Raw genomic sequence first — 24,496 nt, 5'->3', positions numbered from 1 at the left:
AAAGTGGATAACTATGTAGATAACTTTCTTTTATGTCAATATATGGATGGTGACAGAATGAAATTAACAGACAATGCCCGCTTGATTATCGAAAAACGTTACTTGAAGAAAGAAAATGGTGTCCCGGTGGAAACACCGGAGGAGATGTTCCACCGGGTGGCCAGGGCCGTAGCCGGGGCGGAAAAAATTTTCAACCCCGCCTGGACAGAAGAGCAGCTAGAAGACATAAGCCTGCGCTTTTACCAGCTCATGACCAGCTGGGACTTTTTACCCAACAGCCCCACCCTGATGAACGCCGGCCGGGAGCTGGGCCAGCTGTCGGCCTGCTTTGTCCTGCCGGTGGAAGACAGTATGGAGGCCATCTTTACCGCGGTTAAAGACGCGGCCCTGATTCATAAAAGTGGTGGGGGGACAGGCTTTTCCTTTTCCCGCCTGCGGCCGAAAAACAGCCCCGTACGCTCTACCGGCGGGGTAGCCTCCGGCCCCGTATCCTTTATGAAGGTTTTCAATGCCGCCACCGAGGCCATCAAGCAGGGAGGGACCAGGCGGGGGGCCAATATGGGGATTTTACGGGTGGATCACCCTGATATCCTGGAATTTATCAGCTGCAAGGAAAATAACAATGAATTGACCAACTTCAACATCTCCGTGGGCCTGACAAAGGAATTCATGGAAGCCCTGGCCCGGGACGATTACTATGAGCTAAAATTTGGCGGCAAAGTATACCAGAAGCTGAAAGCGCAGCAGGTATTCGAGGAAATCGTAAACCATGCCTGGGCCAACGGCGAGCCGGGCATCATCTTCCTGGACCGTTTAAATGAAGATAATCCCACCCCTGAACTGGGAGACATCGAGGCCACCAACCCTTGCGTGACCGGCGATACCTGGGTGACTACAAGTGAAGGCCCGCGCCAGGTATGGGAACTGTTGGGCCGCCCCTTTACAGCAGTAGTCAACGGCCGGCCCTACGCCACAGGTAAAGAAGGCTTCTTCAAGACGGCGACAAAGCCGGTCGTCAGCCTGCGCACCCGGGAAGGATACAGTGTCCGGCTCACCGCTGACCACCGGGTGCTGCGCATGGTTGACCGGACGCGCTACCGTATTGCTTCCGAATGGGTCCCGGTCAAAGAGCTGAAGCCCGGCGACCAGATTCTCCTGCATAATCACCGCCCCCTGGCAGGGTGGCCTGGCGAACTGACGGAAGGTGAGGGTTACCTCCTTGGTCTCCTGGTCGGTGACGGTGTCCTCAAGAAGGACAGCGCTATTCTTTCCGTCTGGGCCAGGGAGAAGGCAGTTGGCGACCTGCAGGCAGAAGACGGTACAGCCTCAGTCATGAAGCTGGCTTTAAGCTACGCCGGAGCATTACCCCATCGTTCCGACTTTACCGGCTGGATGGCCGTTAAAGGGCGCGACGAATTCCGCCTCAAGTCAGCCAGTCTGAAAATGCTGGCCGGGCGGATGGGTATGGGGCCCGGCGTTAAGACCGTTACCCCGGCAATCGAACGTGCTTCGTCAGACGGCTACCGGGGCTTCCTGCGGGGCCTGTTTGACTGCGATGCCTCGGTCCAGGGGAGCCAGCAAAAGGGCGTTAGCATCCGCCTGGCCCAGAGCAACCTTGATCTCCTGCGCACGGTACAGCGCATGCTCCTTCGCCTGGGCATTGCCAGTACCATTTATGCAGAACGGCGTCCGGCCGGTAGCCGGCCCTTGCCCGATGGTAAAGGAGGTACCCGGGAGTATGAGATCAAGGCCCAGCATGAGCTGGTCATCAGCGGGGATAACCTGGCCTTTTTCGCCGGGCGGATCGGCTTTGGCGATGTCGACAAGGCGAGGAAATTAAATTCACTCCTTGCGTCTTACCGGCGAGGAATGAATCGTGAGCGCTTTACAGCCACGGTCCTTGCCATCGAAGATGACGGGGTCGAAGACGTATATGACGTCCAGGTTCCCGGCATCAACGCCTTCGACGCCAACGGCATCTACGCCCATAACTGCGGGGAACAGCCCCTTTTACCTTATGAAGCCTGTAACCTTGGCTCCCTGAACCTGGCCAATATGGTCCGGGAGGGCGGCGTAGACTGGGACAAGTTAGCGGAAACAGTTTACTGGTCGGTACGCTTCCTGGATAACGTTATTGAGATCAATGAATTCCCCCTGGAAAAGATAAAGGCCATGGTCATGGGTAACCGGAAAATCGGCCTGGGAGTCATGGGCTGGGCCGATATGCTTTTCTTGCTCCGGATTCCTTATGATACAGAAGAAGCAGTGGAGCTGGGCCGCCGGGTGATGGCCTTTATTCAAAAAGAAGCCCGCCAGGCTTCCCGGAGGCTGGCGGAAGAGCGGGGCAGCTTTCCCAATATCGACAGGAGCATTTACCGGGGGCAGGAACTCCGCAATGCCACCTGCACCACCATTGCCCCTACCGGTACCATCAGTATGATTGCCGGTACCAGCTCAGGGATAGAACCGGTTTTCGCCCTGGCCTACACTAAAAACGTCCTGGATGGCGAAAGCCTTATTGAGGTCAACCCTGTTTTCCGGGCCTACATAGAGGAAAATTTTGCGCCGGATGAGGCCAGGTTAATTTTCCAGCAAATTGCCGCCGGGACAAGTATCCATGATATCAAGCAGATCCCGCCGGATATGCGCCGGGTTTTTGTCACGGCCCTGGAAATCGCCCCGGAGTGGCACATCCGCATGCAGGCCGCCTTCCAGGCCAGTACCGATAATGCCGTCTCCAAAACGGTTAACTTCCCGCCCGGTGCCACCAGGGAAGACGTCCGCCGGGTCTATGAACTGGCCTACCAGCTGGGTTGTAAAGGGGTGACAGTCTACCGTTCCGGCAGCCGGGAACAGGAAGTGCTGGTCAGCGGCACCAAAAATACTGCTGTCAAGACGCCCTCCGGCCAGAAAACCCATCCCCGGCCGCGGCCGAAACGTACCTGCGGCGTTACCGAGCAGGTTAAGACGGGTTGCGGTAAAATGTATATCACCGTCAATTATGACCAGGAGGGTTTAATCGAAACCTTTATCACCACCGGCTCTTCCGGTGGCTGCAGCGGATTTACCGAAGGTGTCAGCCGGCTGATTTCCCTGGCCCTGCGGGCCAATATTGCCCCGGAGGCCATTATTGACCAGCTCACCTCGGTAAGCTGCCCCAATTTCTTACGGCGCCGGGCCACCGATAAAAGTATAGTCGGTAAATCCTGCCCGGACATCATCGGCCGCGTCCTGGCCCAGGAGCTGAAAAACTGGCACGACCACGGTTCTTACCAGCTACCATCTGATTTCAGCGCCCGCGCCCTGGCCGAAATTAGCGCTACCATTGAAAACCAGCCGGCCGGTTTCCAGCCTTTGAGCCCGGCTGCCGAAGCCGAACTCATCCAGAAGGGTATCTGCCCGGAGTGCGGTTCCAACCTCCATTTCCAGGAAGGCTGCGTCACCTGCAGCTGCGGCTTCAGTAAATGCGGTTAAGTTTTAGCCGTTATAAGAACTTACGTGAATTACCCGGTAGCCTTCTGCTTCCAGGGCGGGGAGGAGAGCGCTGACATCACCTGTTGCCAGCCGCAGGACGACATAGGTATGGACATCGTCTTTATGGCGGTTGGCAACGTTAATAATATTGATGCCGGCGTCTGCTACCCGCCGGGCAATGTTAGCCAGGACGCCGATGCGGTCTTCTACTTCCAGGGTAACCCTCACACCCGGGCGCCGCAGGCCAAAGAGTTTAATCAAAGCCTCAAAGAGGTCGGTCTGGGTAATAATACCGACGAGCTTTTCCTTTTCCATGACCAGGAGGTTGTCAATTTTATGCTCCCGCATCAAAAGGGCCGCTTCTTCAATGGTCATATCTGGAGGAACGGTAATGGGGCGTTTAATCATGGCATCTTTAACCGTCATCTTGGCTACCAGGTAATTGACTTCAAAGGCGCTGAGGGTTGAAGCCGGGGAAGGAGAAACCCTTAAGATATCCCGTTCAGTAACCAACCCTACCAGCCGTCCATCCTGGACCACAGGTAAGCGCCGGATTTTATGCTTCTTCATTAGCTCGAGGGCATCCAGGACGGAAGTCTCCCTGGTAACTGTAATGGGATTGGGGCTCATATGGTCGCGGACAAACATCCTGGCCAACCTCCTTTGTTAATGTCTAATTAATTTTATTTCGTTTACCCTTTTATAAATCCTGCCGGCAAGCAGGAAGAACATTATAAATATTTTTGGCAGGGAAAAGCAAATGCTAATTTATGAAGTACCCGGGCGCAGGATAGAAATTCACCAGGTAGTCCTGGACTTTAACGGTACCATTGCCTGCGACGGCCAGCTCCTCCCGGGGGTGGCAGAGCGCCTGCAGGCCCTGGCAAACAGGCTTAAGGTTTATATCCTGACGGCCGATACCTTCGGTACAGCTGCCGCTGCCTGCCGGCACCTGCCGGTGGTTTTAACTAAAGTCGACAGCTGGGCCGGCGGGCCGGATAAGGAACGGATAATTACCGAGCTGGGAGCCCAACATACAGCCGCTGTTGGCAACGGGGTCAATGATGCGCAGATGCTCGGCCAGGCCGCCCTGGGTTTGCTGGTTCTAGGACCAGAAGGAGCCTCCGTCCAGGCCCTGCAACAGGCGGACGTGGTTTTTACCAGTATCCTGGCCGCCCTTGATTTCCTCTTAAAACCCCAGCGGGTAGTAGCTACCCTGCGACCGTAGTGATATAATAAGTTTAATGGGGGGAATAAACCGTGATCCTGGCCAGGGATATTATGACTACCGATGTGGTTGTCGTCCACCCGGATGATAGGGTTGGTGATGTAGTCCAGCTTTTTGTCCAGGAGGGCGTTACCAGCGCTGTTGTTATTGATAAGGAGGGTAAGATCAAGGGCATAATTACCGATGGCGATATCATGGCTGCCGTTCGCCAGCGGCGCCCGGTTTTTGTCGATCTTTTTAATTCGCTCTTTGTCCTGGAAGACAATAATGATTTAACCACTAAGGTCCAATTCCTCACCCCAAGACCTGTTAAAGACATCATGACGCGCAGAGTTATTGCCGTCGGGGAAGACGCCAGTATCGCTGAAATCGCCGGTTTAATGACAGACCATAAAATCAAGCAGGTGCCAGTTGTCCGCGAAGGCCAGCTAATAGGGCTCGTCCGGCGCCACGATATTGTCCAGGCTGTTGCCCGGAATGCCACCTGAAGAAAGGCGGCTCTAAAATTGCATATTGGCATTTTCACTGACAGCTATTTACCATATACCAGCGGGGTAGTCAGATCCATTGTCACCTTTACTAATGAACTGCGTAACCTGGGTCACCGGGTATCTATTTTTGCTCCCAGTTATGGTAAATGCCGGCCCGAAAAAGACATCTACCGTTTCCGTTCGCTAAAGGCACCTACCTTTAAAGAATTTGCCCTGGCCATCCCGGTGGCGCCGGCTTTGCCCAGGGCCTTGCGGGAGTTAAGGATTGACCTCATCCATGTACATTCCCCTTTTTTAATGGGGCAGCTGGGGGCACGGATGGCCAGGCAGCTGGGGTTACCGCTGGTGGCCACTTATCACACCCTTTATGAAGAATATGTGCACTATTTTCCCCTGGCACCCAGGCTGATGCGCAAAGCAGTCCGCCATTATACCGTATCTTTTTGTAACCGTTGCCAGCTGGTAATTACACCGACAGAGGTCATTACCGCTTACTTACAGGAAAACGGCGTCAAGGTACCGGTGGTTAGTATCCCCACTGGTATTGAACTGGACCGCTTTCAAAACCTCGATCCCACCTGGTTGCGCCGCTACCTGCAACTACCACCGGAGGAGGTCATGCTCCTCCATGTAGGACGCCTGGGTAAGGAAAAAAACATCACCTTTATCCTGCAGGCCTTTGCTCTTGTACACCAGCAGGTACCGCATACCCGCCTGGTCCTGGTGGGCAGCGGCCCCTTAAAGGAAACCCTGCAAAGCCAGGCCCGTTCTTTAGGAATCAACCAGGCCGTTACCTTTGCCGGGTCTTTTCCCTTTGAACAAATGCCGGCCGTCTATGCGGGGGCCGACTTGTTTATTTTTGCTTCCGTCACCGAAACCCAGGGACTGGTAATCGCGGAAGCCAAGGCTGCCGGCCTGCCGGTAGTTGCCGTCAAGGCCTACGGTGTCGAGGAAATGGTTGTCAATGGAAAAGATGGTTTTTTAACCCCACTAGATATAAATGCCTTCAGCGTTTGTGTGTTGCAATTAGTTAAGGATTTAAGCCTCAGGCGGCGGCTGGGTGAACAGGCCCGTCATAATGCTGCCGGCCTTGCGGCAGCGGCCATGGCCCGCCGCCTGGAAGCCCAGTATCAAGTGTTATTAAGATAGGAGTGTTGTCGTTTGTCCACGGTTCGTGTCCGTTTTGCCCCCAGCCCTACCGGCAGCTTACATATCGGCGGGGCCCGTACAGCTTTGTTTAACTGGCTCTTTGCCCGGCACCATGGAGGTGCCTTTGTCCTGCGTATTGACGATACCGATACCGAACGTTCGACGGATATTTCCTACCGGGAAATCCTGGCCGCCATGCGCTGGCTGGGCCTTGATTGGGACGAAGGACCGGAAAAGAGCGGCCCTTATGGACCATATCTCCAGTCCCAGCGCCTGGAGTTTTACCGCCAGGCGGCAGCCCGGCTGTTAAATGAAGGTAAAGCCTACCTCTGCTACTGTACCGTGGAAGAACTGGCCGCCCGGCGTAAGATTGCCCAGGCCGAAGGTCGCCCCCCCATGTACGACCGCCGCTGCCGTTATCTTACGCCGGAAGATCGTACCCGCCTGGAAAAGGAGGGGCGGCAGCCGGTTATCCGGCTGGCAGTTCCCGACCAGGGTACAACGACCGTAAAGGATATTGTTCGCGGTGATGTCTCCTTTGATAATGATACCATCGATGATTTTATCATTGTTAAATCCAATGGCATGCCAACCTATAATTTTGCCACCGTGGTTGACGATCACTTAATGCAGATCAGTCATATCATCCGGGCCGAGGAGCACCTCTCCAATACTCCTAAACAGATCCTGGTTTACCAGGCCCTGGGGTATGAGTTACCGGCCTTTGCCCATGTGCCCATGATCCTGGCCCCCGACCGCAGCAAGTTAAGTAAACGCCATGGTGCTACTTCGGTAGAAGAATACCGGGATGAAGGTTACCTGCCGGAAGCCATTATCAATTACCTGGCCCTCCTGGGGTGGTCACCTGAAGGGGAGGAAGAAATTATACCTTTGGAGGAGATAATTAACAGTTTTTCCCTGGAGCGAGTTTCTAAAAATGCCGCTATTTACGACACCAAAAAGCTAACCTGGATTAATGGCCACTACCTGCGGGAGGGTGACCTCGACCGGATCACCCGCCTGGCCGTGCCCTTTTTACAGGCTAAAGGGCTCCTGCCCGACCCGTTACCGGAGCAGGACTATGACCATGTCCGGGCCATCATTGCTGCCGTCCGCGACCGGGTCAAGACCCTGGCCGAAGTGGCCGATGCCGCCAGCTATTTCTTTAGCGAGGTAACCTCCTATGAGGAAAAGGGTGTCCGCAAGTACTTCAACAAACCCGGGGCCGCCGCCCTGCTGGATGAAGCCAGGGAAGAGCTGGCAGCTTTACCCCAATTTACTGCCGCGGCAGCTGAAGAGGCCTACCGGACCCTGGCTGAAAGGAAAGGGATAAGTACGGGGCAGCTTTTTCATCCCACCCGCCTGGCAGTCACCGGCCGCACCATGGGCCCCGGCCTCTTTGAGATCCTGGAACTCCTGGGTAGGGAAACCGTCCTTGAGCGCCTGTCCCGGGCCTCCAGGTGGATCCGGGAAAACCTGGCTTAGGAAAAGGGAGGGGCCAGTAGCAGCATACTGGCCCCTTAGTAATATTGGTATAGACTTGCAGGCGTTATAAAAAGCAAAAACCCCCTTCCAACCGGAAGGGGAGGGTAATTTCTGGCTGCGGGACCTGGATTCGAACCAGGGCAACATGATCCAGAGTCATGGGTGCTACCGCTACACCATCCCGCATTGTTTTTCCGCGCAAAAAGTATATTAGCACAAAACCATGTTAAAGTCAAGGCGTACCCGGTTTCATTTTGGGACTCAGGCTAACCTGGAAGTTACAGCAATCTAAAACTCTATACCCAGCTTAGTTACTGGCCCCTTCGACAAAGGGCAAGGCGCCCTCATGGCCGGCTTTTTACATGAGGTTACCGGGAGCACGACATAAAACACGGGCGTTAGTGTAAAATTACAGTAGGCAGGAGGAAAAAGGAGCAAAAAAGAGAAAAGAGACCTCACAAGAAGAAAAACACCGTAAAAGGAGTGAGGTCTCTTTATGGTAAACGGTAATACCAGTACCGCTACCATCTTTAGTTTATTAGATGGTATCGAGAATTTCAACACTCTAGAAGAAGTTATCCTGCAAATAGCCAGGCGATTATTGGTAGCCGTACTGGAAGCCCTGGATGATGCCCTTATGCCAGCAAAACCCAAGAGATATAGGATAGCTGGCTTCCGCTACCGCACAATCACCTGCCTGTACGGGGATATAACCTTTAAGCGCCGACTATATGTCAAAGCGACGCGCAAAAAGAAAAGAGGCGAGGGAAGGTTTCTGTTAGACGAAGCCCTGAACTTACGCCAAGGAAAGCGCCTGACAGGAAGACTGCTCAAATTAGCCGTATCGCTGGCAACCCGGTTACCCTTCAGGCAGGCAGCGGAAATAATGGCCGAAGCAGGGATGGGCCAATTAAGCCATATGACCATCCATAGCGAAGTAAAACGAAATGGACTGGAACAAAAAGGACTGCAAGAAGCCCTGCGCAACAAGCTATTCGTGAGCGGGGAAGAGCCCCAAGGCAAAAAGAAAAAAGTACCGGCACTATTTATCGAAGCCGATGGCATAATGATTCCCCTGCAAAGGAGCAAGCAAGAGCGGATAGAAGTAAAAGTAGGAATAGTATACGAAGGGTGGATAGAAAAAGGGAATGCCCGGCATCTCAAGAACCCGCGGGTAGTAATGGGCATCTATGAAGATGGAGAACAATTTTGGGAAGCCCTCACCACGGAAATAGCCAGGTACTACGAGATAGACGAAAAAACAATATATGTGGTCAATGGCGACGGAGCCAGCTGGATCCAGAAGACAGCCAAAGAACAGTTACCAGGAGCCATTGTACAATTGGACCGCTACCACCTCCACCGGGATATAAGGCAGGCTTATGGGAACGAAACAGCGCGAGGATTAATGGAGATTTTAGCCAAAGGTCAAGAGCAGGTCTTTTTGGACACCATGGAAGCACTCATAGAAGAAGCACCGAACCGCAAAAACAAGCAACAACGCCAAAAAGTATATGACTACTGTCAAAGATATCGCGATAACCTGTTAGATTACCGCTTGCGGTTACCACGACAACTGGAAGGGCTAAAGTTATACGGGATGGGCGTAGCCGAAACAACAGTAGACAAAAAAATAGCCATTCGCATGAAAAAGAGGGGAATGAGCTGGAGCGAAGCAGGAGCAACGGCCATGGTAGCATTACTTATGCTCAAAGCCAATGGAGAATTAGCCGCATGGCTAGAAAAGAAGATGCCACAAGTAGAAAAGAATCCCGTTAAAGTAATAAAAGAAAAGAAGATAGTTAAAGAAGACGTAGAAGCATGGTTAAGGAAGAGAGTACCAGCCCTTGTTGGCCCTGAGGCGGGAACAGATTGGGTTAAATATACCTTGAGGCAACTAACAAGAATTAGTGGAGCTATATTCTAACCCCTTTTCCGGCTTAATTAGAGCAGGCAGTAATTCGCGAAGCCTGTCAAGGTCGCCGTAGGCGGCCGCAGGCTTTAACCTTGACAGGCGCAGAGAATTACTGCACAATACTCCGGAGCCGGAAAAGGTGTTGGATATATATGGGATTTTTATGTGAGGTCTCTTTTTGCCTACTACATCTTGACACGTACAACACGGGCCGCTACCCTTGACAGCATTTTAACCCCGCGTTATATTTTAAGCAACTTGAGGGGTGATATTTTTGCGGACCCGCATCCTCGTTGTCGATGACGATGCCAAGATTACCTCCATGCTAAAAAGGGCCCTGACCTACGAAGGGTATGAGGTGGAAGTGGCCAGCAACGGCCATCAGGCCCTGGCTCTGGCCGCCAGCCAGCCCGACCTTATTGTCCTCGATATCATGCTGCCCGGTATTGACGGCCTGGCCGTATGCCGGCAGTTGCGGGCCCACAGTGATATTCCCATCCTCATGCTGACGGCCCGGGATGATACCGCCGACCGGGTCCTGGGACTGGATACCGGGGCCGACGACTACCTGGTTAAACCCTTTGCCCTGGAAGAACTGCTGGCTCGCATCCGCGCCCTCCTGCGGCGCCGGTCCCGGGGAAAAGAGCCAAAAATCCTCCAGTACAGCGATTTAACTTTAAATACAGCCACAAGGGAAGGAAAAAGAGGCGCGCGAACCTTCACCCTCACGGCCAAGGAGTATGAACTGCTGGCTTATTTCCTGCAAAATCCCCTCCGGGTCCTTACCCGCGACGAGCTCATGACCCGCATCTGGGGTTATGATTTCAGCGGCGAATCCAATGTCCTGGAAGTTTACATTGGCTATTTACGCTCCAAGCTGGAAGCGGGGGGCGAGCCGCGCCTTATCCAGACGGTCCGCGGGGTGGGCTACGTCCTCAAGGAGCAACAGCCATGACCCTGCGCTGGCGCCTTACCCTTTTAGTTACTGTTATCCTGACCCTCACCTTTCTCGTCCTGGGAAGCCTGGTCTACCTCTTTATGGGGCGCTACCTGACCAGTGCCGTTGATCGTTCCCTGGCTTTCCGCGCCCAGGAGGTCGTCAGCTCCATAAAAGTTGAAAGCAATTTCCTGCGCCAGCAGCGTATCACCCTGCCCGATGTTAACGTTTTTGCTGCTCCCGATATCTTTTTGCAAATAGTCGACAGCGAAGGCTTTGTGGTTACCAGGTCGTACAATTTAGGTCGCCAGACCCTGCCGGTGGGACCCCAAACGTTAATCCAGGCCCGCCAGGGTATTGCTTTCTTTACGACAGAGGCCATCGATAATTACTCCTTAAGGGTTTACAATGTACCCCTCCTGCTCAGGGGCCAGCCGGTGGGCTTGCTCCAGGTAGCTACCATTTTGAGTACCGTGGAAAAAACCCTGGGCAACCTGCGCCGGGTACTTATCTTCCTGGGACTGGTTGCTGTTTTAATGGCTACCATCCTGGGCTATATCCTCGCCCGGGCAGCCCTCAGGCCCATCGAGCGCCTGACCCAGGTGGCGGCACAGATAGGGGAGGGGAGGGATCTGGCCCAGCGCGTTCCCTACCATGGCCCCATGGACGAGATCGGCCGGCTGGCGGCCACTTTTAATGCCATGCTGGGCCGCCTGCAAAGGGCCTACACCCGTTTGGAGGAAGCCTACAGCGCCCAGCGCCGCTTTGTTGCCGATGCCTCCCATGAATTGCGTACCCCCCTGACCACCATCCGCGGTAATGTGGATTTACTGCGCAAAATGAAGGGCGCGGACATGGCAACCCAGGAAGAAGCCCTGGCTGATATAGCCAGCGAGGCCGAACGGATGAGCCGGCTGGTGAATGACCTCCTTACCCTGGCCAGGGCGGACGCCGGCCAGGAAATTAAACGCGAGCCTATGGAGATAGCCGGGCTTATGCAGGAAGTCGCCCGCCAGGCTCCCTTGCTGGGCGAGGCCACCTTTACGGCCACCGGACTTGAAAACCTGGCGGGAAGGCAGATCATGGGCAACCGGGATTATTTAAAGCAATTACTTTTTATCTTACTGGATAATGCCTTTAAATACACTCCTGCCGGGGGTGAGATCGAGCTGGCGGCATCTGTTAAACCTGAAGGACTGGTTATCGAGGTGAAGGATACCGGGCCTGGCATTGCTCCCGCAGATCTGGAACACATTTTTGAACGTTTTTACCGGGCCGACACCACCCGCAGCAGCGGCGGTACCGGCCTGGGGCTGGCCATTGCCCGCTGGATTGTCGAGCAACATCAGGGAGAGATTAAGGTAGAAAGCAGGGTAGGGGAGGGTACGACCTTCAGGGTTATCCTGCCGTTGTTGAGGAGCGCATAATTTCTTATGATTTTCTCAGGTTAATTTCATCTTTTTTTCAACATAGGTGGATAAAATAACCTCCAGAGAGGAGGTGATGAACTTGGCTAAAATCAAAAAGTACCTCAGCCCGGTTTTAATCCTGGTAGTGGTCCTGAGCCTGGCTGCCGCGGGAATAGCTATGGCCCAGGACAATTCCTCTTCCCAGCCCCGGACCAGCTTGAAGCAGCTTTACCTGGAAAAACTGGCCGCCAACCTGGGAATAGGAGTAGACAAGCTCCAGGATGCTATGAAAAATGCCGGGCAGCAGGCCCTTGACGCCGCTGTATCTGCCGGTTTAATGGACAGCGCCAGGGCAGAGAAGCTGCAAAAGGCCATTGCTGCTGGAGACTGGCCATGGTTCGCAGGGTACAAACCCGGACCTCACGGACGGCAGCAATTCCCGGGTAACGCCATTGCCACCGCCCTGGGAATGACGCCGCAGGAGTTGCGCCAGGAACTCCAGAGTGGTAAAACCCTGGAGCAGATAGCTACTGAAAAGGGCCTGACCCTGGCACAGCTCAAAGAAAAGCTAATTAATGAGGCTAAAACCAAACTGGATCAGGAAGTCGCCAGTGGCAAGCTAACCCAGGATAAAGCCGACAAGATTTTAAGTCGCCTGGAGCAACTAGACCTGAGCAAATTTTTCCAGCACAAGCAGCCCCGTTAGCGCTCCCCTCATACCTCCTCTAGCCATAGATTATTTTTTAAGCCACCACGGTTTACCCGCGGTGGCTTTTTTGTACCACCTCCCTGGCCTACCTGATTCAAAACAAAGTCCAGCAGTTTACCACTGCTACCCATACAGTGATTATCTTTACCATGGAACCCGTCTTTGCCGCCCTGGCAGCCTATCTCTGGGGCCAGGAGACCCTGACCTGGCGCCAGGGGGCCGGTTGCTTGCTGGCCGGGATGATCCTGGCAGAGATTAAGGATAATACCAATCTCCAACTCGACAAGTTTCTTAATGATTAGCCTGGACGTATTCTAAGAGTTACTTCCTTGATGACCCCTCATGAATTGAGGGGTTTTTCTGTTCCCTGACACGTGACACGAAATTTGCTAAACTATAAAAGTGTAGACTGGAAAACTGAAAAAAACATATTAGGAAACCGAACTATATTTAGTAATTTAGAGAGGAGGGGTTCCTGAATGAAGAAATATGTACGGAGCTGGATAATAGTTGTTTTAGTCGTAACTACCATCTTCTTTTTACCCCACGCTTTTCGCAAGACGGATCACCAACCCTTGGTGGCTGTGCTCTTGATGAATGACGCCCGGCAGGAAAAACTTACCGGCCTGCGAGACGGCCTGGCCCAAATGGGTTATACCGAAGGAAAGAATATAACCTTTATAACAGCCAACGCCAGGAGTCAGCGGGACGACCTGGAACACCTGGCCACAGAACTTGTGGCCCAAAAACCAGACGTCCTGGTAGCCGGCGGGAGGGTGGAAGCTGAAGTGCTGGCTCCCCAGGCCCAAAAAGTAAACATCCCTTTGATTTTTATGGGGGCAGCTGCTACCTGGAATGTCCAGCAGAGCGACCTGGGAGCCCGCGGTGCCATTACCGGCATCGATAATTATCACGTAGACCTGGCCGGGAAAAGGCTGGAGCTCCTGGTCAAACTGGTGCCTGGTATTCAGCGGGTCCTGGTTCTTTACGATCCCCGGGTAGTACCTGGACCGGCCAGCCTGGCGGTAGTGCAGGAAGCTGCCCGGAAACTTAACATCCTCTTACACGTGGTGGCCGTAACTTCCCTGAAGGAACTCAAAGCAAATCTGGAAATGATTCCACCAGAAGCAGCTGATGCTGTCCTGGTTATGTCTGGCTTTTTACTTGAAGAGGGTATGGGAAGTATCGGGAAAGCGGCCATTGCTAAAGGTTGGCCGGTAATGGGCCTGAATATCGCCGATGCCGAAGCCGGTGCCCTGGCGGCTTACGGATGCCCTTTTGTTGAGCAAGGCCGGCAGGCAGCCAGGCTGGTGGCTAAGGTTCTAGCTGGTAAGGACGTGGCTGCCATCCCGATTGAAACTCCGGATAGGTTGGAACTGGTTGTTAACCTGGGGGTGGCCCGGCAGTTGGGAATAGAAATTTCACCTACCGTGCTGGGTTTGGCGAGTCAAATCCTGGACAGAGGTGTCAATAACAATGTCGTTCTCATGGTGGAATAGAATCCGATTTCGAGTATTGCTGGCCGGATTAGTGCTAACGATTCTACCACTCTATCTTCTTGGCGTTTACCATTTACGCACCCTGCGCGCAGACTTGGTTGAAACAACTAAAAACCAAAACCTCAAGGCTGTAGAAGAAGTTGCTTCCTCGGTATGGTTGGCCACCGTCAGCGTGACCGATCAGATGAAACTGGTGGCCACTACCTATCGTGAGACATTGCTTACATCAAAGCCAGAAGAACAAGAACGAATTTTATATTCCCTCTTACAGCAGGTACCTGTCCTGGAAGAAGTCAGCGTGACTAACCGGGAAGGTCGCGAGTTAACGCGGGTTTCCCGGCGGAGGGTTATTACCCCCGCCGACCTGGTAAATATGCGCGGGCAACCGGTGTGGAATACGGCCATTACAGGCCAGACAGCCTTTGGTACGCCTGCACCGGGTGTTGATGGGCGACCACTTCTATCCTTGGCCGTTCCTGTTCCGGGTCTTAAGGACGGGGGCCCGGTCGGAGTGCTCTGGGGCGAGGTCAGCCTGCGCGGTGTCATGGATCATGTCACAACCCTTATTTCTCTGCAGAGAGCGACCTTTTATGTAGTTGACAGGCAGGGAAAGCTCATTGGCCACCCTGACTTCAGCTCAGTACTTCTTAGAGAGGACCTAAGTAACTACCCAGGTGTGCAACAAATTCTTGCCAATAACACAAGTAAGCAGGCAATCCCTCTGCAGTACAACTTAACGAACGGCGGGGAAATGTTGGGGGCCGGAAAAGTGGTAGAGGGTCTGGGTTGGGTAACCCTGGTAGAGGTCCCAATGGAAGAGGCCCTGCTCCGCCTTCAACAGCATACCCGCCAACTCTTGCTATTTTTATTGATAGTAGTAACTCTGGTTTCTGTATGTGGATATAAAGCCGCAGAGGCGTTTACAGCCCCCATTACTCGCCTCAGTAAGGCCGCAGCCGAGGTTGGCCGTGGCAGGCTGGATATCACAGTACCGGAAAGATCAACAACAGAAATAGGCCATCTGGAACGCTCCTTTAACACCATGGTACGGCAACTAGCCGAAAAGGCCCGTATAGAAGAAGCCATCCGCCGGGCAGAAAAAATGGCCGCAGTGGGTCAGCTGGCGGCAAACGTAGCCCACGAAATCAACAACCCCCTGGCCACATTAGCGGCCTATGCAGAAGACCTGGCCGATCGTGGGCACGAGGAAGGTTGGGATTACCTGGTAAAAAGCGGCACCTTGGAGCAATACCTGGGGGTAGTCCGGGTTCAGGTAGAACGATGTAAAACAATTACGCGGCGCCTCCTGGATTTTGCCAGGCCCCCCCTTGGTGAAACCGGCCCGGCAGATGTACTAACGGCGGTGAAGGAAACAGTAGCCCTGGTAAGCTATGCCTTTCACAAAAAGGGGGTGGCCCTTAACTGGGAGGCCCCATCTATTAAGCCTTTCCCCAGGGTAAAGATCGATACCTCTGAACTCCAGCAAGTGCTCTTTAACCTGTTACAAAACGCCCTGGACGCTACCCCGGCCGGTGGTAGGGTGACCATTGATCTTTTCCAAGAAGCCGGAATGATAATTATCCGTATCGCTGATACCGGCAAAGGCATGCCGGCAGAATATTTGTCCCGGGCGACCGAGCCTTTCTTTACTACCAAGCCACCGGGTCAGGGAACTGGTCTGGGGCTGACCATTTGCCACCATATTGTTACCAAGGCCGGAGGCAACCTCACTATAAGCAGTGAAACAGGGCACGGGACCACCGTATTGGTGACTCTACCCCTGGCCAGTACGGGAGAGAACACAGCGGCAGGTGAGGGTAAGGAGGAGAAGCGATGAAAGATTTACCCCGTGTTCTCGTCGTTGATGACGAAGAAGCTCTGCGAGAGCTCATCGTAGCCCGTCTAAACCGTAAGGGGTGGAAAGCTGATGGTGTCGGTACTGCTGGGGAAGCCTTGGCCCGCCTGGGAACTGCCATTTATTCTGTGGCCATTTTTGACCTGAAGCTCCCGGACGGGGACGGACTTGAGCTTTTGCACCAGGCACGCGAAAGGCAACCAGATCTGGAAGTAGTGATTCTTACTGGCCACGGCACCATTGCAACAGCCATTGAGGCTATGAGAAGGGGGGCCTATGATTACCTGACCAAGCCAGTCAACCTGGCCGAACTGGAAGTAGTCCTGGAAAAAGCCGCCGATAGACGCGCCCTGGTAGTTCATAATGAAGGCCTGCGCCTGGCTTCACGCGGTACGGCCACCGCTACTATCGTCGGTCGTAGTGAAGCCATCAGGCGGATGCTGGATGTGGTGCACCGGGTTGCTCCTACCGAGGTCCCGGTCCTCATTCTGGGGGAAAGTGGGACCGGGAAGGAACTGGTTGCCCGGACTATTCACCGGGAAAGTAGGCGTCAGGACGGGCCCTTTATTGCCGTGAATTCTGCGGCCATTCCTGAAAACCTCATGGAAAGCGAGCTCTTCGGTCACGTCCGCGGGGCCTTCACCGGCGCCACCACAGCCCGAGCCGGGCTGGTAGAAGCCGCCGAAGGGGGAACCCTCTTCCTCGATGAAATTGGTGAGATGGATCTAGCCCTCCAGGCCAAGTTGCTGCGGTTTCTGGAAACGGGCGAATACCGCCGGGTAGGAGATAACCGCCAGCGAGTGGCCGATGTACGCGTGGTAGCCGCTACTAACCGGAACCTGCTTCAAGAAGTGGAAGCCGGGCGTTTCCGCCGGGATCTATACTACAGGCTAAACGTGGTCCAGGTTCTTGTCCCTCCACTGAGGGAAAGGCGAGAAGATATTCCCCTCCTGGTAGAGCATTTCCTGCGCCTTAAAGGCGCAGCGCCAGATGCCCTGACACCCAGGGCCATGGCAACCCTCATGGCTTATTCTTTCCCGGGGAATGTGCGGGAACTCTTCAACCTGCTGGAACGCGGCCTTCTTCTCAGCGGCAACCGGCCGGTGGAACCGGAGGATATTTTGGTAGAGCAGCTGTTTAAGGCCAGCGACCCCACCCTTTTGCCCCTGGCAGAAGTGGAGAAGAGGCACATCCGCCGGGTGCTGGAGGCTACCGGCTGGAATCGTACGGAGGCTGCCAGGGTACTGGGCATCAGCGTGCGCAACCTCTATCGTAAACTGGAACAATATGGGTGGCAGCCTTCGCACCATTAATCCCCTGACAAATTGTCACGGACCATGACATAATGGCATTATTAAAAGGCTTGCCCTTTTGGGCAGGCCTTTTAATAATGCCCCGGTAGTTCGTCACGGTAGTTGGCGAAGGGTGGCATGAAATTTGCATAACCATGGGTATGTACTGGTTAGCACAAATAAGGAGCAAGAGGTGGAAAAGAATGTCAGAACGAACTACCGACCAGAGCCCCCGCTGGGCCATGGTCATCGACCTGCAAAAATGCCTGGGTTGTGACACCTGTACGGTATCCTGCAAGGCTGAAAACAGGACACCACCGGGAGTCAGCTACAATGTTGTCCTGGAAGAAGAGCGGGGGAGTTTTCCCCGGGTAACAGTTACTCACCTGCCGCGGCCCTGCATGCAGTGCGACCGGCCGGCATGCGCCCAGGTTTGTCCTGTAGGCGCCACTTATAAGATGGCCAACGGTATCACAGCCATCGATTACGACCGGTGCATCGGTTGCCGTTACTGCATTACAGCCTGCCCCTACGGGGCCCGCTCCTTTGACTTTGGTGAAGATTACGGGCAAGAAATGATAGGAGCCCTGGCGATCCAGGCTCCCGAGTATGGTATTGAACGCGGGCCACGGCGGAAGAAAAAGGTCCCGGTAGGGGTAACACGCAAGTGCCATTTCTGTTTCCACCGCCTCGAACGGGGTGAGGAACCGGCGTGTGTGGAAACCTGCCTGGGAGATGCCCGCTACTTCGGAAACTTAAATGACCCGGAAAGTATCGTCGCCAGGCTGGTAACCAGTCCGCGGGCCTTTCGCCTGAAGGAGGAGCTGGGTACAGAACCGCGAGTTTTTTATCTCAGATAATTGAAAGGAGGTTTTCCGGATGGCAGTACCATCGGTTTCCCCCTCTGTGTCCCCAAACCCCGGCAAGACCCTCTGGTACAGTTTACTTGGGGTCGGGATCCTGTTAGGTCTTTACGGCACCGTCCAGCGTGGTGTCCATGGCCTGGCTGCTACCTATCTCACCAGCACCACCCCGTGGGGAGCCTGGGTTGCCTTTTACATTTATTTCGTCGGCATGAGCGCGGGCGCCTTCCTGCTTTCAACCCTGAATTCCGTCTTCGGTTTCAAACAATTCGAAAAGGTGGCCCGGGATGCGTTGCTGGTGGCCATACTCAGTATGGCCGTGGCCATGACCTTCATCCTTTTCGACCTGGGACACTGGGAACGGTTCTGGCATGCCCTGATATACTGGAACTGGACCAGCATCCTGGGGTGGGAAATCCGGTTTTATGTACTTTATGTCCTCCTCTTAATGGCTGAACTCTATTTTTCCCTGCGCCGCGACCTGGTGTACAGGAGCCAGGAAAAAGGTTTCAGAGGGGTCCTGGCCGGTTTCCTTACCCTGGGATACAGGGATCTCTCCCCACGAAGCGCCGGGCGTGACGCCGCCTGGCTGAAGATCCTGGGCATCCTCGGTATCCCCATTGCCATCTTTGGCGTCCACGGAGGTACAGGAGCCCTTTTTGGCGTGGTCAAGGCCCGGGCTTACTGGAATACGGCCATCTTTCCCGTCGTGTTCGTCATTTCGGCCCTGGTTTCGGGTACCGCGCTCCTTACTATTATCTACGCCCTGCGCCACCGGCAGGGGAAGCCAGGTAGCGACCCCGCCCTGGTAAGAAATCTTGCCGGGCTCATGATCGCCTTTTTGCTGGTGGACCTGGGCTTACAGTTCTTTGAAATCCTTATCGGGCTTTACAGCCTGGAAGAAGCTGAACTGGCCACATTAAAGGTTATGACCGGCGGCCCCTTTGCCTGGACTTACTGGGGTGTCCAGCTGGGCCTGGGGGCGGTTGTTCCTCTTTTTCTCTATTTTTATCCGGTCACAGCACGGTCCGTATGGGCTCAGGTTCTAGCTGCGGCCTTGGTAGATGTGGGAATCCTGGCCGTACGGTTCAATATCGTTGTACCGGCGCTTATACCGCCGCTGTTACCCGGCTTGCCCGCTGGTTACTATGTCCCCAACCTGGCCGAATGGCTGGTTGCCACCGGTATTATCAGCCTGGGTGCCCTTTTATATACCCTTCTCATTAACTGGTTCCCCATGGAGCCAGTGGATGAAAGGAGCGTGGTATCCCATGAGTAAAAAAAAGGGGGGTAAAAAAATAACCCGCCGCCACTTCCTGGCCGGCAGCCTGGCGGCGGGCGGCGCGGCTATGGCCCTGCTGGCCGGGGGCAGTTCGGACACCCTGGCCGCAGGCCTGGACCATTTGTGGATCCCGCCGCAAAACCACGGTACAGGTAAAGCCACCGGTGATTATGGGGCCGACAGTATTATTTACACCGTCTGCGAACAATGTAATACCCACTGCACCATCAAGGCCGTGGTGCAGGAAACGTCGGAAGGGGTAATGGTCCGCAAAATTACGGGTAACCCCTATAGCCAGCTGAATACCGTTCCCTTCGGACCTATCCCTTATAACACACCGCCCGAGAAAGCCGCCAAGGGTAACGGCGATGTGGCTACTCGAGGACGTAGTTTCAGAGGCGGTCGTACCTGCCTGAAAGGGCAGGCCGGTATCCAGATAGCCTATGACCGTTACCGCCTGCGCCAACCCCTGAAACGGGTAGGGCCGCGCGGTAGCGGCCAGTTCCAGACCATTACCTGGGAACAGGCCCTGCAAGAGATCCTGGAAGGAAGCCCCGACCTGGGAACCCCCGGCCTCCGCTCCCTGGTGGCCTATGTGCCCCAGGAGCCCGTCATGGCTGACTGGGATAAAGTCGAAAAAGGCCAGATGCCCTGGGAGGAATTTGACCGGCGTTATAAAGATGTCCTCATTGACACCAGGCATCCAGACCTGGGGCCCAGGGTAAACCAGGTGGTAAATATGGCCGGGGACCGGCGGGATCTCATCCAGGATAGGCTCTGGAAACTTTGCCTGGGCAGTATCAACTTTTACCATCACGGCGGCGTTTGTGGCCAGAGCGGCGTCCAGGGGAATATACGTTCCTTCAGCGGCCCCAAGAAGAAAGATAGAATGTACGCTGATATAGATTACACCGAGTACCTCATCATCTGGGGTACCGATCCCCTGGTAGCCAACAAGGGCCCGACCTGGCTGGCACCCAGGATCATCAATGCCCTCCAGCGCGGTATGAAACTGGTAGTAATCGATCCCCGTTTAAGCCGCATTGCTGAAAAGGCCCATCGCTGGGTACCAATTATACCTGGTACTGATGCCGCCCTGGCTCTGGGTATGGCCAGGTGGATTATTGAAAAAGAACGTTTTGATAGGAAGTATTTGGAAAACCCCAACCAGGCCGCGGCCCGGGCCGATGGCGAACCGACCTGGAGCGATGCCACCCACCTGGTTAATGTCTCCGCACCGGGCCGTCCCAAACTACGAGCCGCCGACCTTGGTCTGGGGACCCCCGAACAGTACGTGGTTATGCAGGATGGTGTCCCGACCCCCCATGACCGGGCAACAGCCGGCGACCTGGAAGTTGACAGGGAAATCAACGGCATCCGCGTTAAGTCGGTCTTTACCCTTTTCCGGGAGCGGGTTATGGAAAAGACCCTGGCGGAGTATGCCGCCATCTGCGGCATTGAGCCTCGAGTGATTGAGGAACTGGCCCGGGAATTTACCTCCCACGGCAAGAAGGCAGCCATCATCTCCTACCGCGGCCCGGCCATGCACGTCAACGGCTATGATAACATCCGTGCCATTAATTGCCTGAACCATCTCCTCGGCAATTACGACTGGCAGGGGGGGAGTCTTAGTTCCGGAGCCCGCTTTAAGGAATTGGAAGGTGCCTACGATCTGATGACGGTACCCAAGGCGAGGAAGGCATGGGGCATTCCCCTGGCCCGTACCGGGATAGCCTATGAAAAGACCAGCCTTTTCCAGCGAGATGGCTACCCGGCCAGGAGGCCGTGGTTTCCCTTTACGGCCCACGTCATCCAGGAGGTGCTCCCCAGCGCCAAGGAAAGGTATCCTTACCCCATCCAGGCCCTGTTCATTCACCGCATATCACCGGTATTATCCCTCCCCGGTGGTGAATGGCAGCGGGATGTTCTTCTGGACCAGAAAGCAGTACCCCTGCTGGTAGTTTCCGACGTGGTCTTAAGCGAAACGGCCATGTGCGCTGATTACGTGTTGCCGGACCTGACCTACCTGGAGCGCTGGGGCCTGGAAACCATTTACCCCAACCAGCCATTAAAATCAAGTCACATCATACAGCCTGTAGTCCGGGTCTTCCCGGAACCAAGGCCTGTGGAGGATGTCTATATTGACCTGTTTAAAGCCCTGGGACTACCCGGTGTAGGCGAGAAGGCCTTTGCCGACGGGAGCGCCCTGCACAGAAGTGAAGACTTCTTCTTGAAGGTGGTGGCCAATGTAGCCCTGGATGGACCCGAGCCGGTACCCGATGCCAGTGACCAGGAAGTAGCCCTTTTTACTGCTGTGCGCCAAAAAACTCTGGGATCAGCCTTTAATGAAGCAGCCTGGCGCCAGGCCGTCCAGCCAGAGCACTGGCGCAAGGTGGTCTACGTCCTGAACCGTGGCGGTCGCTTTGAGGCTCCAGGCCACGAGTATGAAGGCGGCCTGCTCAAATATAAGCTGGCCCAGCAGGCAGATTTCTACCATGAGCCTGTGGCCAGGGGGAAGAATCCTTATGATGGCAGTCTCCTGGATGGCCTGCCGCGGATTCTGATACCTTCTTTCTATAACGGCGAAACCCTGGACAAAGACGGTCTACCCCTTATCCTGATCAACTGGAAGGCCAGGCATATTGGCACCCACCGGAATATTTCCTCTGCCTGGTTGCGGGAAATTGCATCCGAAAACGTCCTCTGGATGCATCCTGATGACGCCGCGGCCCGGGGACTGAAAACCGGTGACCGCGTCAAAATCCGTTCCGCCAGCTTTGAGATGAAAGGCCAGGTACTGGTCACTGCCAGAATCCGTCCCGGCGTTGTCGGCACCTGTTATAATTACGGCCATACCGCCTACGGTTCCCGGCCCGTAACCATTGATGGTAAAATGGTACCGGCCGTGAAACCATACGGCCACACGCCATGGCTGGCCGGGCAGCCGGAAGCGTCATATGCTCCCGGCCGGGGGACAGGATTTAACTATAATGCCCTCCTGCGGCTGGACCCAGCTGTTCCAGGTGGCGCAGTGAATGATATCATTGGCGGTTCACCAGGCCAGCTCGATACCAGGGTAGAAGTCACCAAACTCTCTTAAATGACCAGTCCGGCATTATGCCGGTTTTTTTCTTTGGTAAAGGGTTGACAGATATTTTACCAAGTGATAGGTTAGAGAAAATACATACCACAACCCGGACGCAAAAGAACAAGTTTTGAATAGATACCGGTATTAAGCCGGTTTTTACGGAGGATTCCCCCATGAAGCCTGGTGCTTATAACGGTGAAGGCATGAAAATGCTGCGCCTGGGAGCCCACCTTTCCATAGCGAAGGGATTACCGAAAACCGTAACTATGGCCACAGAAATAAAGGCCAATACCTTCCAGTATTTCACCCGTAACCCCCGCGGCGGCGCGGCCAGGGAAATCCCGCCTTCAGAAATAGCCGCCTGGCAGGAGGCCAGGCAAAGGGCCGGCCTCTATCCCATTGCCGGCCACCTGCCCTATACCGTCAACCTGGGAGCTGTACCAGGCAGGCAGCAGGAATTTGCCCGTATGGTCCTCCATGATGACACCTTGAGGGTAGCTGCTATTGGGGGCGAATACCTGATCACTCACCCCGGCCACCACGAAGGCGACCACGAGGCCGGTTTAGAGAGAATTATCCAGGTGATTAAAGAGTCCTATTTAAGTATCCCTGAACCAGGCCCAATGCTTTTACTGGAAACCATGGCCGGGCAGGGAAAAGAAGTAGGTTCCCTTGATGATTTGCGTTACATCCTGGCAGGTCTGGAGTGGCCGGAAAGGGTGGGTGTTTGCCTGGACTCGGCCCATCTATTCGCCGCCGGCTGGGACCTGCGGACCCCATCCGGCTGCTGGCAACTGGTCAAAGAGTTAGAAGCAAAGATTGGCCTGGAGCGGGTTAAGGTCATGCATTTAAATGATTCCCTGGCGCCCCTGGGCAGTCACCGGGACCGCCATGCCGGTATCGGCAGGGGAGAACTGGGGGAGGAGGGGATAGCTGCTATTGTCAACGATCCTTTTCTTGGTGAGTTGACCTTGCTTTTAGAAACACCGGTAAGCACCTATGAAGAATACGGGGCTGAAATTGCCCTGGTGCAGAAACTACGTCTTGACGGCTCCCGGGAACCTGTGCTATAATAATCCCCGGTTGAGGCCCTATCGTCTAGTGGCCTAGGACGCCGCCCTCTCACGGCGGTAACCGGGGTTCGAATCCCCGTAGGGCTACCAGATAATTGCAGAACCAGGTTCCTGTAAGGAAACCTGGTTCTTTTAATTTCAATAGATTATAAAGGAGGGGGCTTAGCCCCCGGCTAACCGGCTGGTTCTTGTTGCTGGCGGCGTCGCAACCATATACTTAACAAGTAACCATCCAGCAAGCCCATGGGGTAAGCCAGTACGGTGAGCCACCAGGGCCAGCCGCGCCGCTGCGGGCGCATGCCCATGGTATAACGGCCTCGAAACACCTGCACATCCCCCCTTTAAAACTTATTATCATACCAGAGGGCGGCGTCTATTCTCTATTTTATTAACATAATACCGGGAATTGCCTGCGTAGAGGTAAGGTAAGGTACATAAACTAGCGATATGAATTATTTAGAGCTCCGAGGCTCAACTTTTACTCAATAATTAGCATGACCAAAAACCGATAAAACTTTTTGCAAGGGGGGGAAGAGATGCCCAGGCGTTTTAAACTCAGCCGTAACGGCCCCAATCAGTACCGTCGTTCAAAGGTAAGGGCCAGGGAGCTTCATCATATCCGCGGCAACCAGGTTATTATTGACCCTGAACGGGGCCCGGAAAATAAATAATAAGAGTAGTATAGCTGGTCCTAAAACCTTACCCGGGTTTAACGGGCCAGCTCTTTTAATACTTAAATAAGAAAGG

Annotated in this window: 19 protein-coding genes, 2 tRNA genes and 1 pseudogene; 19 read left to right on the top strand and 3 right to left on the bottom strand. The window is 54.4% G+C overall.

What is annotated here, in order from left to right; all coding sequences use genetic code 11:
* The first annotated feature begins 57 nt into the window (after nucleotides 1–57).
* Entirely contained in the window at nucleotides 58–3,474 is a 3,417-nt protein-coding gene (locus tag MGLY_RS14475; protein ID WP_156274958.1) for a TSCPD domain-containing protein, read from the top strand.
* Between the two features lie 3 nt (nucleotides 3,475–3,477).
* On the opposite strand, the gene MGLY_RS14470 is transcribed toward MGLY_RS14475, so the two are convergent.
* Nucleotides 3,478–4,122: a CBS and ACT domain-containing protein gene (locus MGLY_RS14470; RefSeq protein WP_156274956.1), complete on the bottom strand. Its 645-nt coding sequence runs from the start codon at nucleotides 4,120–4,122 to the stop codon at nucleotides 3,478–3,480.
* 112 nt (nucleotides 4,123–4,234) lie between these two features.
* Between MGLY_RS14470 and MGLY_RS14465 the strand changes: the two genes are divergently transcribed.
* The 4 genes from MGLY_RS14465 to gltX are packed head-to-tail and all read left to right on the top strand — an operon-like array spanning nucleotide 4,235 to nucleotide 7,827.
* Entirely contained in the window at nucleotides 4,235–4,702 is a 468-nt protein-coding gene (locus MGLY_RS14465; RefSeq protein WP_156274954.1) for an HAD family hydrolase, read from the top strand.
* 32 nt (nucleotides 4,703–4,734) lie between these two features.
* The gene (locus MGLY_RS14460; protein ID WP_156274952.1) at nucleotides 4,735–5,190 is read left to right on the top strand and encodes a CBS domain-containing protein; all 456 of its coding nucleotides are present in this window, start codon (nucleotides 4,735–4,737) and stop codon (nucleotides 5,188–5,190) included.
* A gap of 18 nt (nucleotides 5,191–5,208) precedes the next feature.
* The gene (locus tag MGLY_RS14455) at nucleotides 5,209–6,342 is read left to right on the top strand and encodes a glycosyltransferase family 4 protein (RefSeq protein WP_156274950.1); all 1,134 of its coding nucleotides are present in this window, start codon (nucleotides 5,209–5,211) and stop codon (nucleotides 6,340–6,342) included.
* A gap of 12 nt (nucleotides 6,343–6,354) precedes the next feature.
* Entirely contained in the window at nucleotides 6,355–7,827 is a 1,473-nt protein-coding gene (gene gltX / locus MGLY_RS14450) for a glutamate--tRNA ligase (RefSeq protein WP_156274948.1), read from the top strand.
* A gap of 112 nt (nucleotides 7,828–7,939) precedes the next feature.
* Here the strand turns inward: gltX and MGLY_RS14445 are convergent.
* Nucleotides 7,940–8,013, bottom strand: a tRNA-Gln gene (locus MGLY_RS14445).
* Between the two features lie 310 nt (nucleotides 8,014–8,323).
* Here MGLY_RS14445 and MGLY_RS14440 point away from each other — a divergent pair.
* The 13 genes and pseudogenes from MGLY_RS14440 (at nucleotide 8,324) to MGLY_RS14380 (ending at nucleotide 23,839) form a co-directional block, all read left to right on the top strand.
* On the top strand, nucleotides 8,324–9,754 hold the full coding sequence (locus MGLY_RS14440) for an ISLre2 family transposase (protein WP_156272057.1): 1,431 nt from the start codon (nucleotides 8,324–8,326) through the stop codon (nucleotides 9,752–9,754).
* A gap of 262 nt (nucleotides 9,755–10,016) precedes the next feature.
* Nucleotides 10,017–10,697 (top strand): response regulator transcription factor, encoded by a 681-nt coding sequence (locus MGLY_RS14435; protein WP_156274946.1) that lies wholly within the window; start codon nucleotides 10,017–10,019, stop codon nucleotides 10,695–10,697.
* On the top strand, nucleotides 10,694–12,106 hold the full coding sequence (locus MGLY_RS14430; RefSeq protein ID WP_156274944.1) for a sensor histidine kinase: 1,413 nt from the start codon (nucleotides 10,694–10,696) through the stop codon (nucleotides 12,104–12,106). Before MGLY_RS14435 ends, MGLY_RS14430 begins: the two co-directional genes overlap by 4 nt.
* A gap of 82 nt (nucleotides 12,107–12,188) precedes the next feature.
* Nucleotides 12,189–12,794 (top strand): hypothetical protein, encoded by a 606-nt coding sequence (locus tag MGLY_RS14425; protein ID WP_156274942.1) that lies wholly within the window; start codon nucleotides 12,189–12,191, stop codon nucleotides 12,792–12,794.
* Nucleotides 12,795–12,877: 83 nt separating this feature from the next.
* Complete coding sequence (locus MGLY_RS14420) at nucleotides 12,878–13,099, top strand: DMT family transporter (RefSeq protein WP_277997935.1); 222 nt, start codon at nucleotides 12,878–12,880, stop codon at nucleotides 13,097–13,099.
* Nucleotides 13,100–13,276: 177 nt separating this feature from the next.
* Nucleotides 13,277–14,296 carry an ABC transporter substrate-binding protein gene (locus MGLY_RS14415; protein WP_156274940.1) on the top strand — a complete coding sequence of 340 codons (1,020 nt, stop codon included), beginning with the start codon at nucleotides 13,277–13,279 and terminating at the stop codon, nucleotides 14,294–14,296.
* A gap of 94 nt (nucleotides 14,297–14,390) precedes the next feature.
* Nucleotides 14,391–16,133: a sensor histidine kinase gene (locus MGLY_RS14410; protein ID WP_170291107.1), complete on the top strand. Its 1,743-nt coding sequence runs from the start codon at nucleotides 14,391–14,393 to the stop codon at nucleotides 16,131–16,133.
* Nucleotides 16,130–17,464 carry a sigma-54-dependent transcriptional regulator gene (locus MGLY_RS14405; protein WP_156274936.1) on the top strand — a complete coding sequence of 445 codons (1,335 nt, stop codon included), beginning with the start codon at nucleotides 16,130–16,132 and terminating at the stop codon, nucleotides 17,462–17,464. The genes MGLY_RS14410 and MGLY_RS14405 overlap by 4 nt, the downstream gene beginning before the upstream one ends.
* Nucleotides 17,465–17,676: 212 nt before the next feature.
* Nucleotides 17,677–18,303, top strand: a pseudogene (locus MGLY_RS14400) (4Fe-4S dicluster domain-containing protein); the annotation flags it as partial.
* Nucleotides 18,304–18,322: 19 nt separating this feature from the next.
* Nucleotides 18,323–19,585, top strand: a complete 1,263-nt coding sequence (gene nrfD / locus MGLY_RS14395) for an NrfD/PsrC family molybdoenzyme membrane anchor subunit (RefSeq protein WP_156274932.1) — start codon at nucleotides 18,323–18,325, stop codon at nucleotides 19,583–19,585.
* On the top strand, nucleotides 19,578–22,688 hold the full coding sequence (locus tag MGLY_RS14390; RefSeq protein WP_156274928.1) for a molybdopterin-dependent oxidoreductase: 3,111 nt from the start codon (nucleotides 19,578–19,580) through the stop codon (nucleotides 22,686–22,688). The genes nrfD and MGLY_RS14390 overlap by 8 nt, the downstream gene beginning before the upstream one ends.
* Nucleotides 22,689–22,849: 161 nt before the next feature.
* Nucleotides 22,850–23,749 (top strand): deoxyribonuclease IV, encoded by a 900-nt coding sequence (locus MGLY_RS14385; protein WP_246187346.1) that lies wholly within the window; start codon nucleotides 22,850–22,852, stop codon nucleotides 23,747–23,749.
* A gap of 14 nt (nucleotides 23,750–23,763) precedes the next feature.
* Nucleotides 23,764–23,839, top strand: a tRNA-Glu gene (locus tag MGLY_RS14380).
* An 83-nt stretch (nucleotides 23,840–23,922) separates the two neighbouring features.
* Here MGLY_RS14380 and MGLY_RS14375 read toward each other — a convergent pair.
* Entirely contained in the window at nucleotides 23,923–24,075 is a 153-nt protein-coding gene (locus MGLY_RS14375) for a hypothetical protein (RefSeq protein WP_156274924.1), read from the bottom strand.
* Nucleotides 24,076–24,285: 210 nt separating this feature from the next.
* On the opposite strand from MGLY_RS14375, the gene MGLY_RS18605 reads away from it, so the two are divergent.
* Nucleotides 24,286–24,420 (top strand): hypothetical protein, encoded by a 135-nt coding sequence (locus MGLY_RS18605; protein WP_277997863.1) that lies wholly within the window; start codon nucleotides 24,286–24,288, stop codon nucleotides 24,418–24,420.
* Nucleotides 24,421–24,496: the final 76 nt, after the last annotated feature.

The organism is Moorella glycerini, assembly GCF_009735625.1.
In the GTDB taxonomy this organism is placed as follows: domain Bacteria; phylum Bacillota; class DSM-521; order Neomoorellales; family Neomoorellaceae; genus Neomoorella; species Neomoorella glycerini.
Note: the sequence above shows the minus strand (reverse complement) of the source record. Positions and strands in the feature narration are given on the sequence as shown.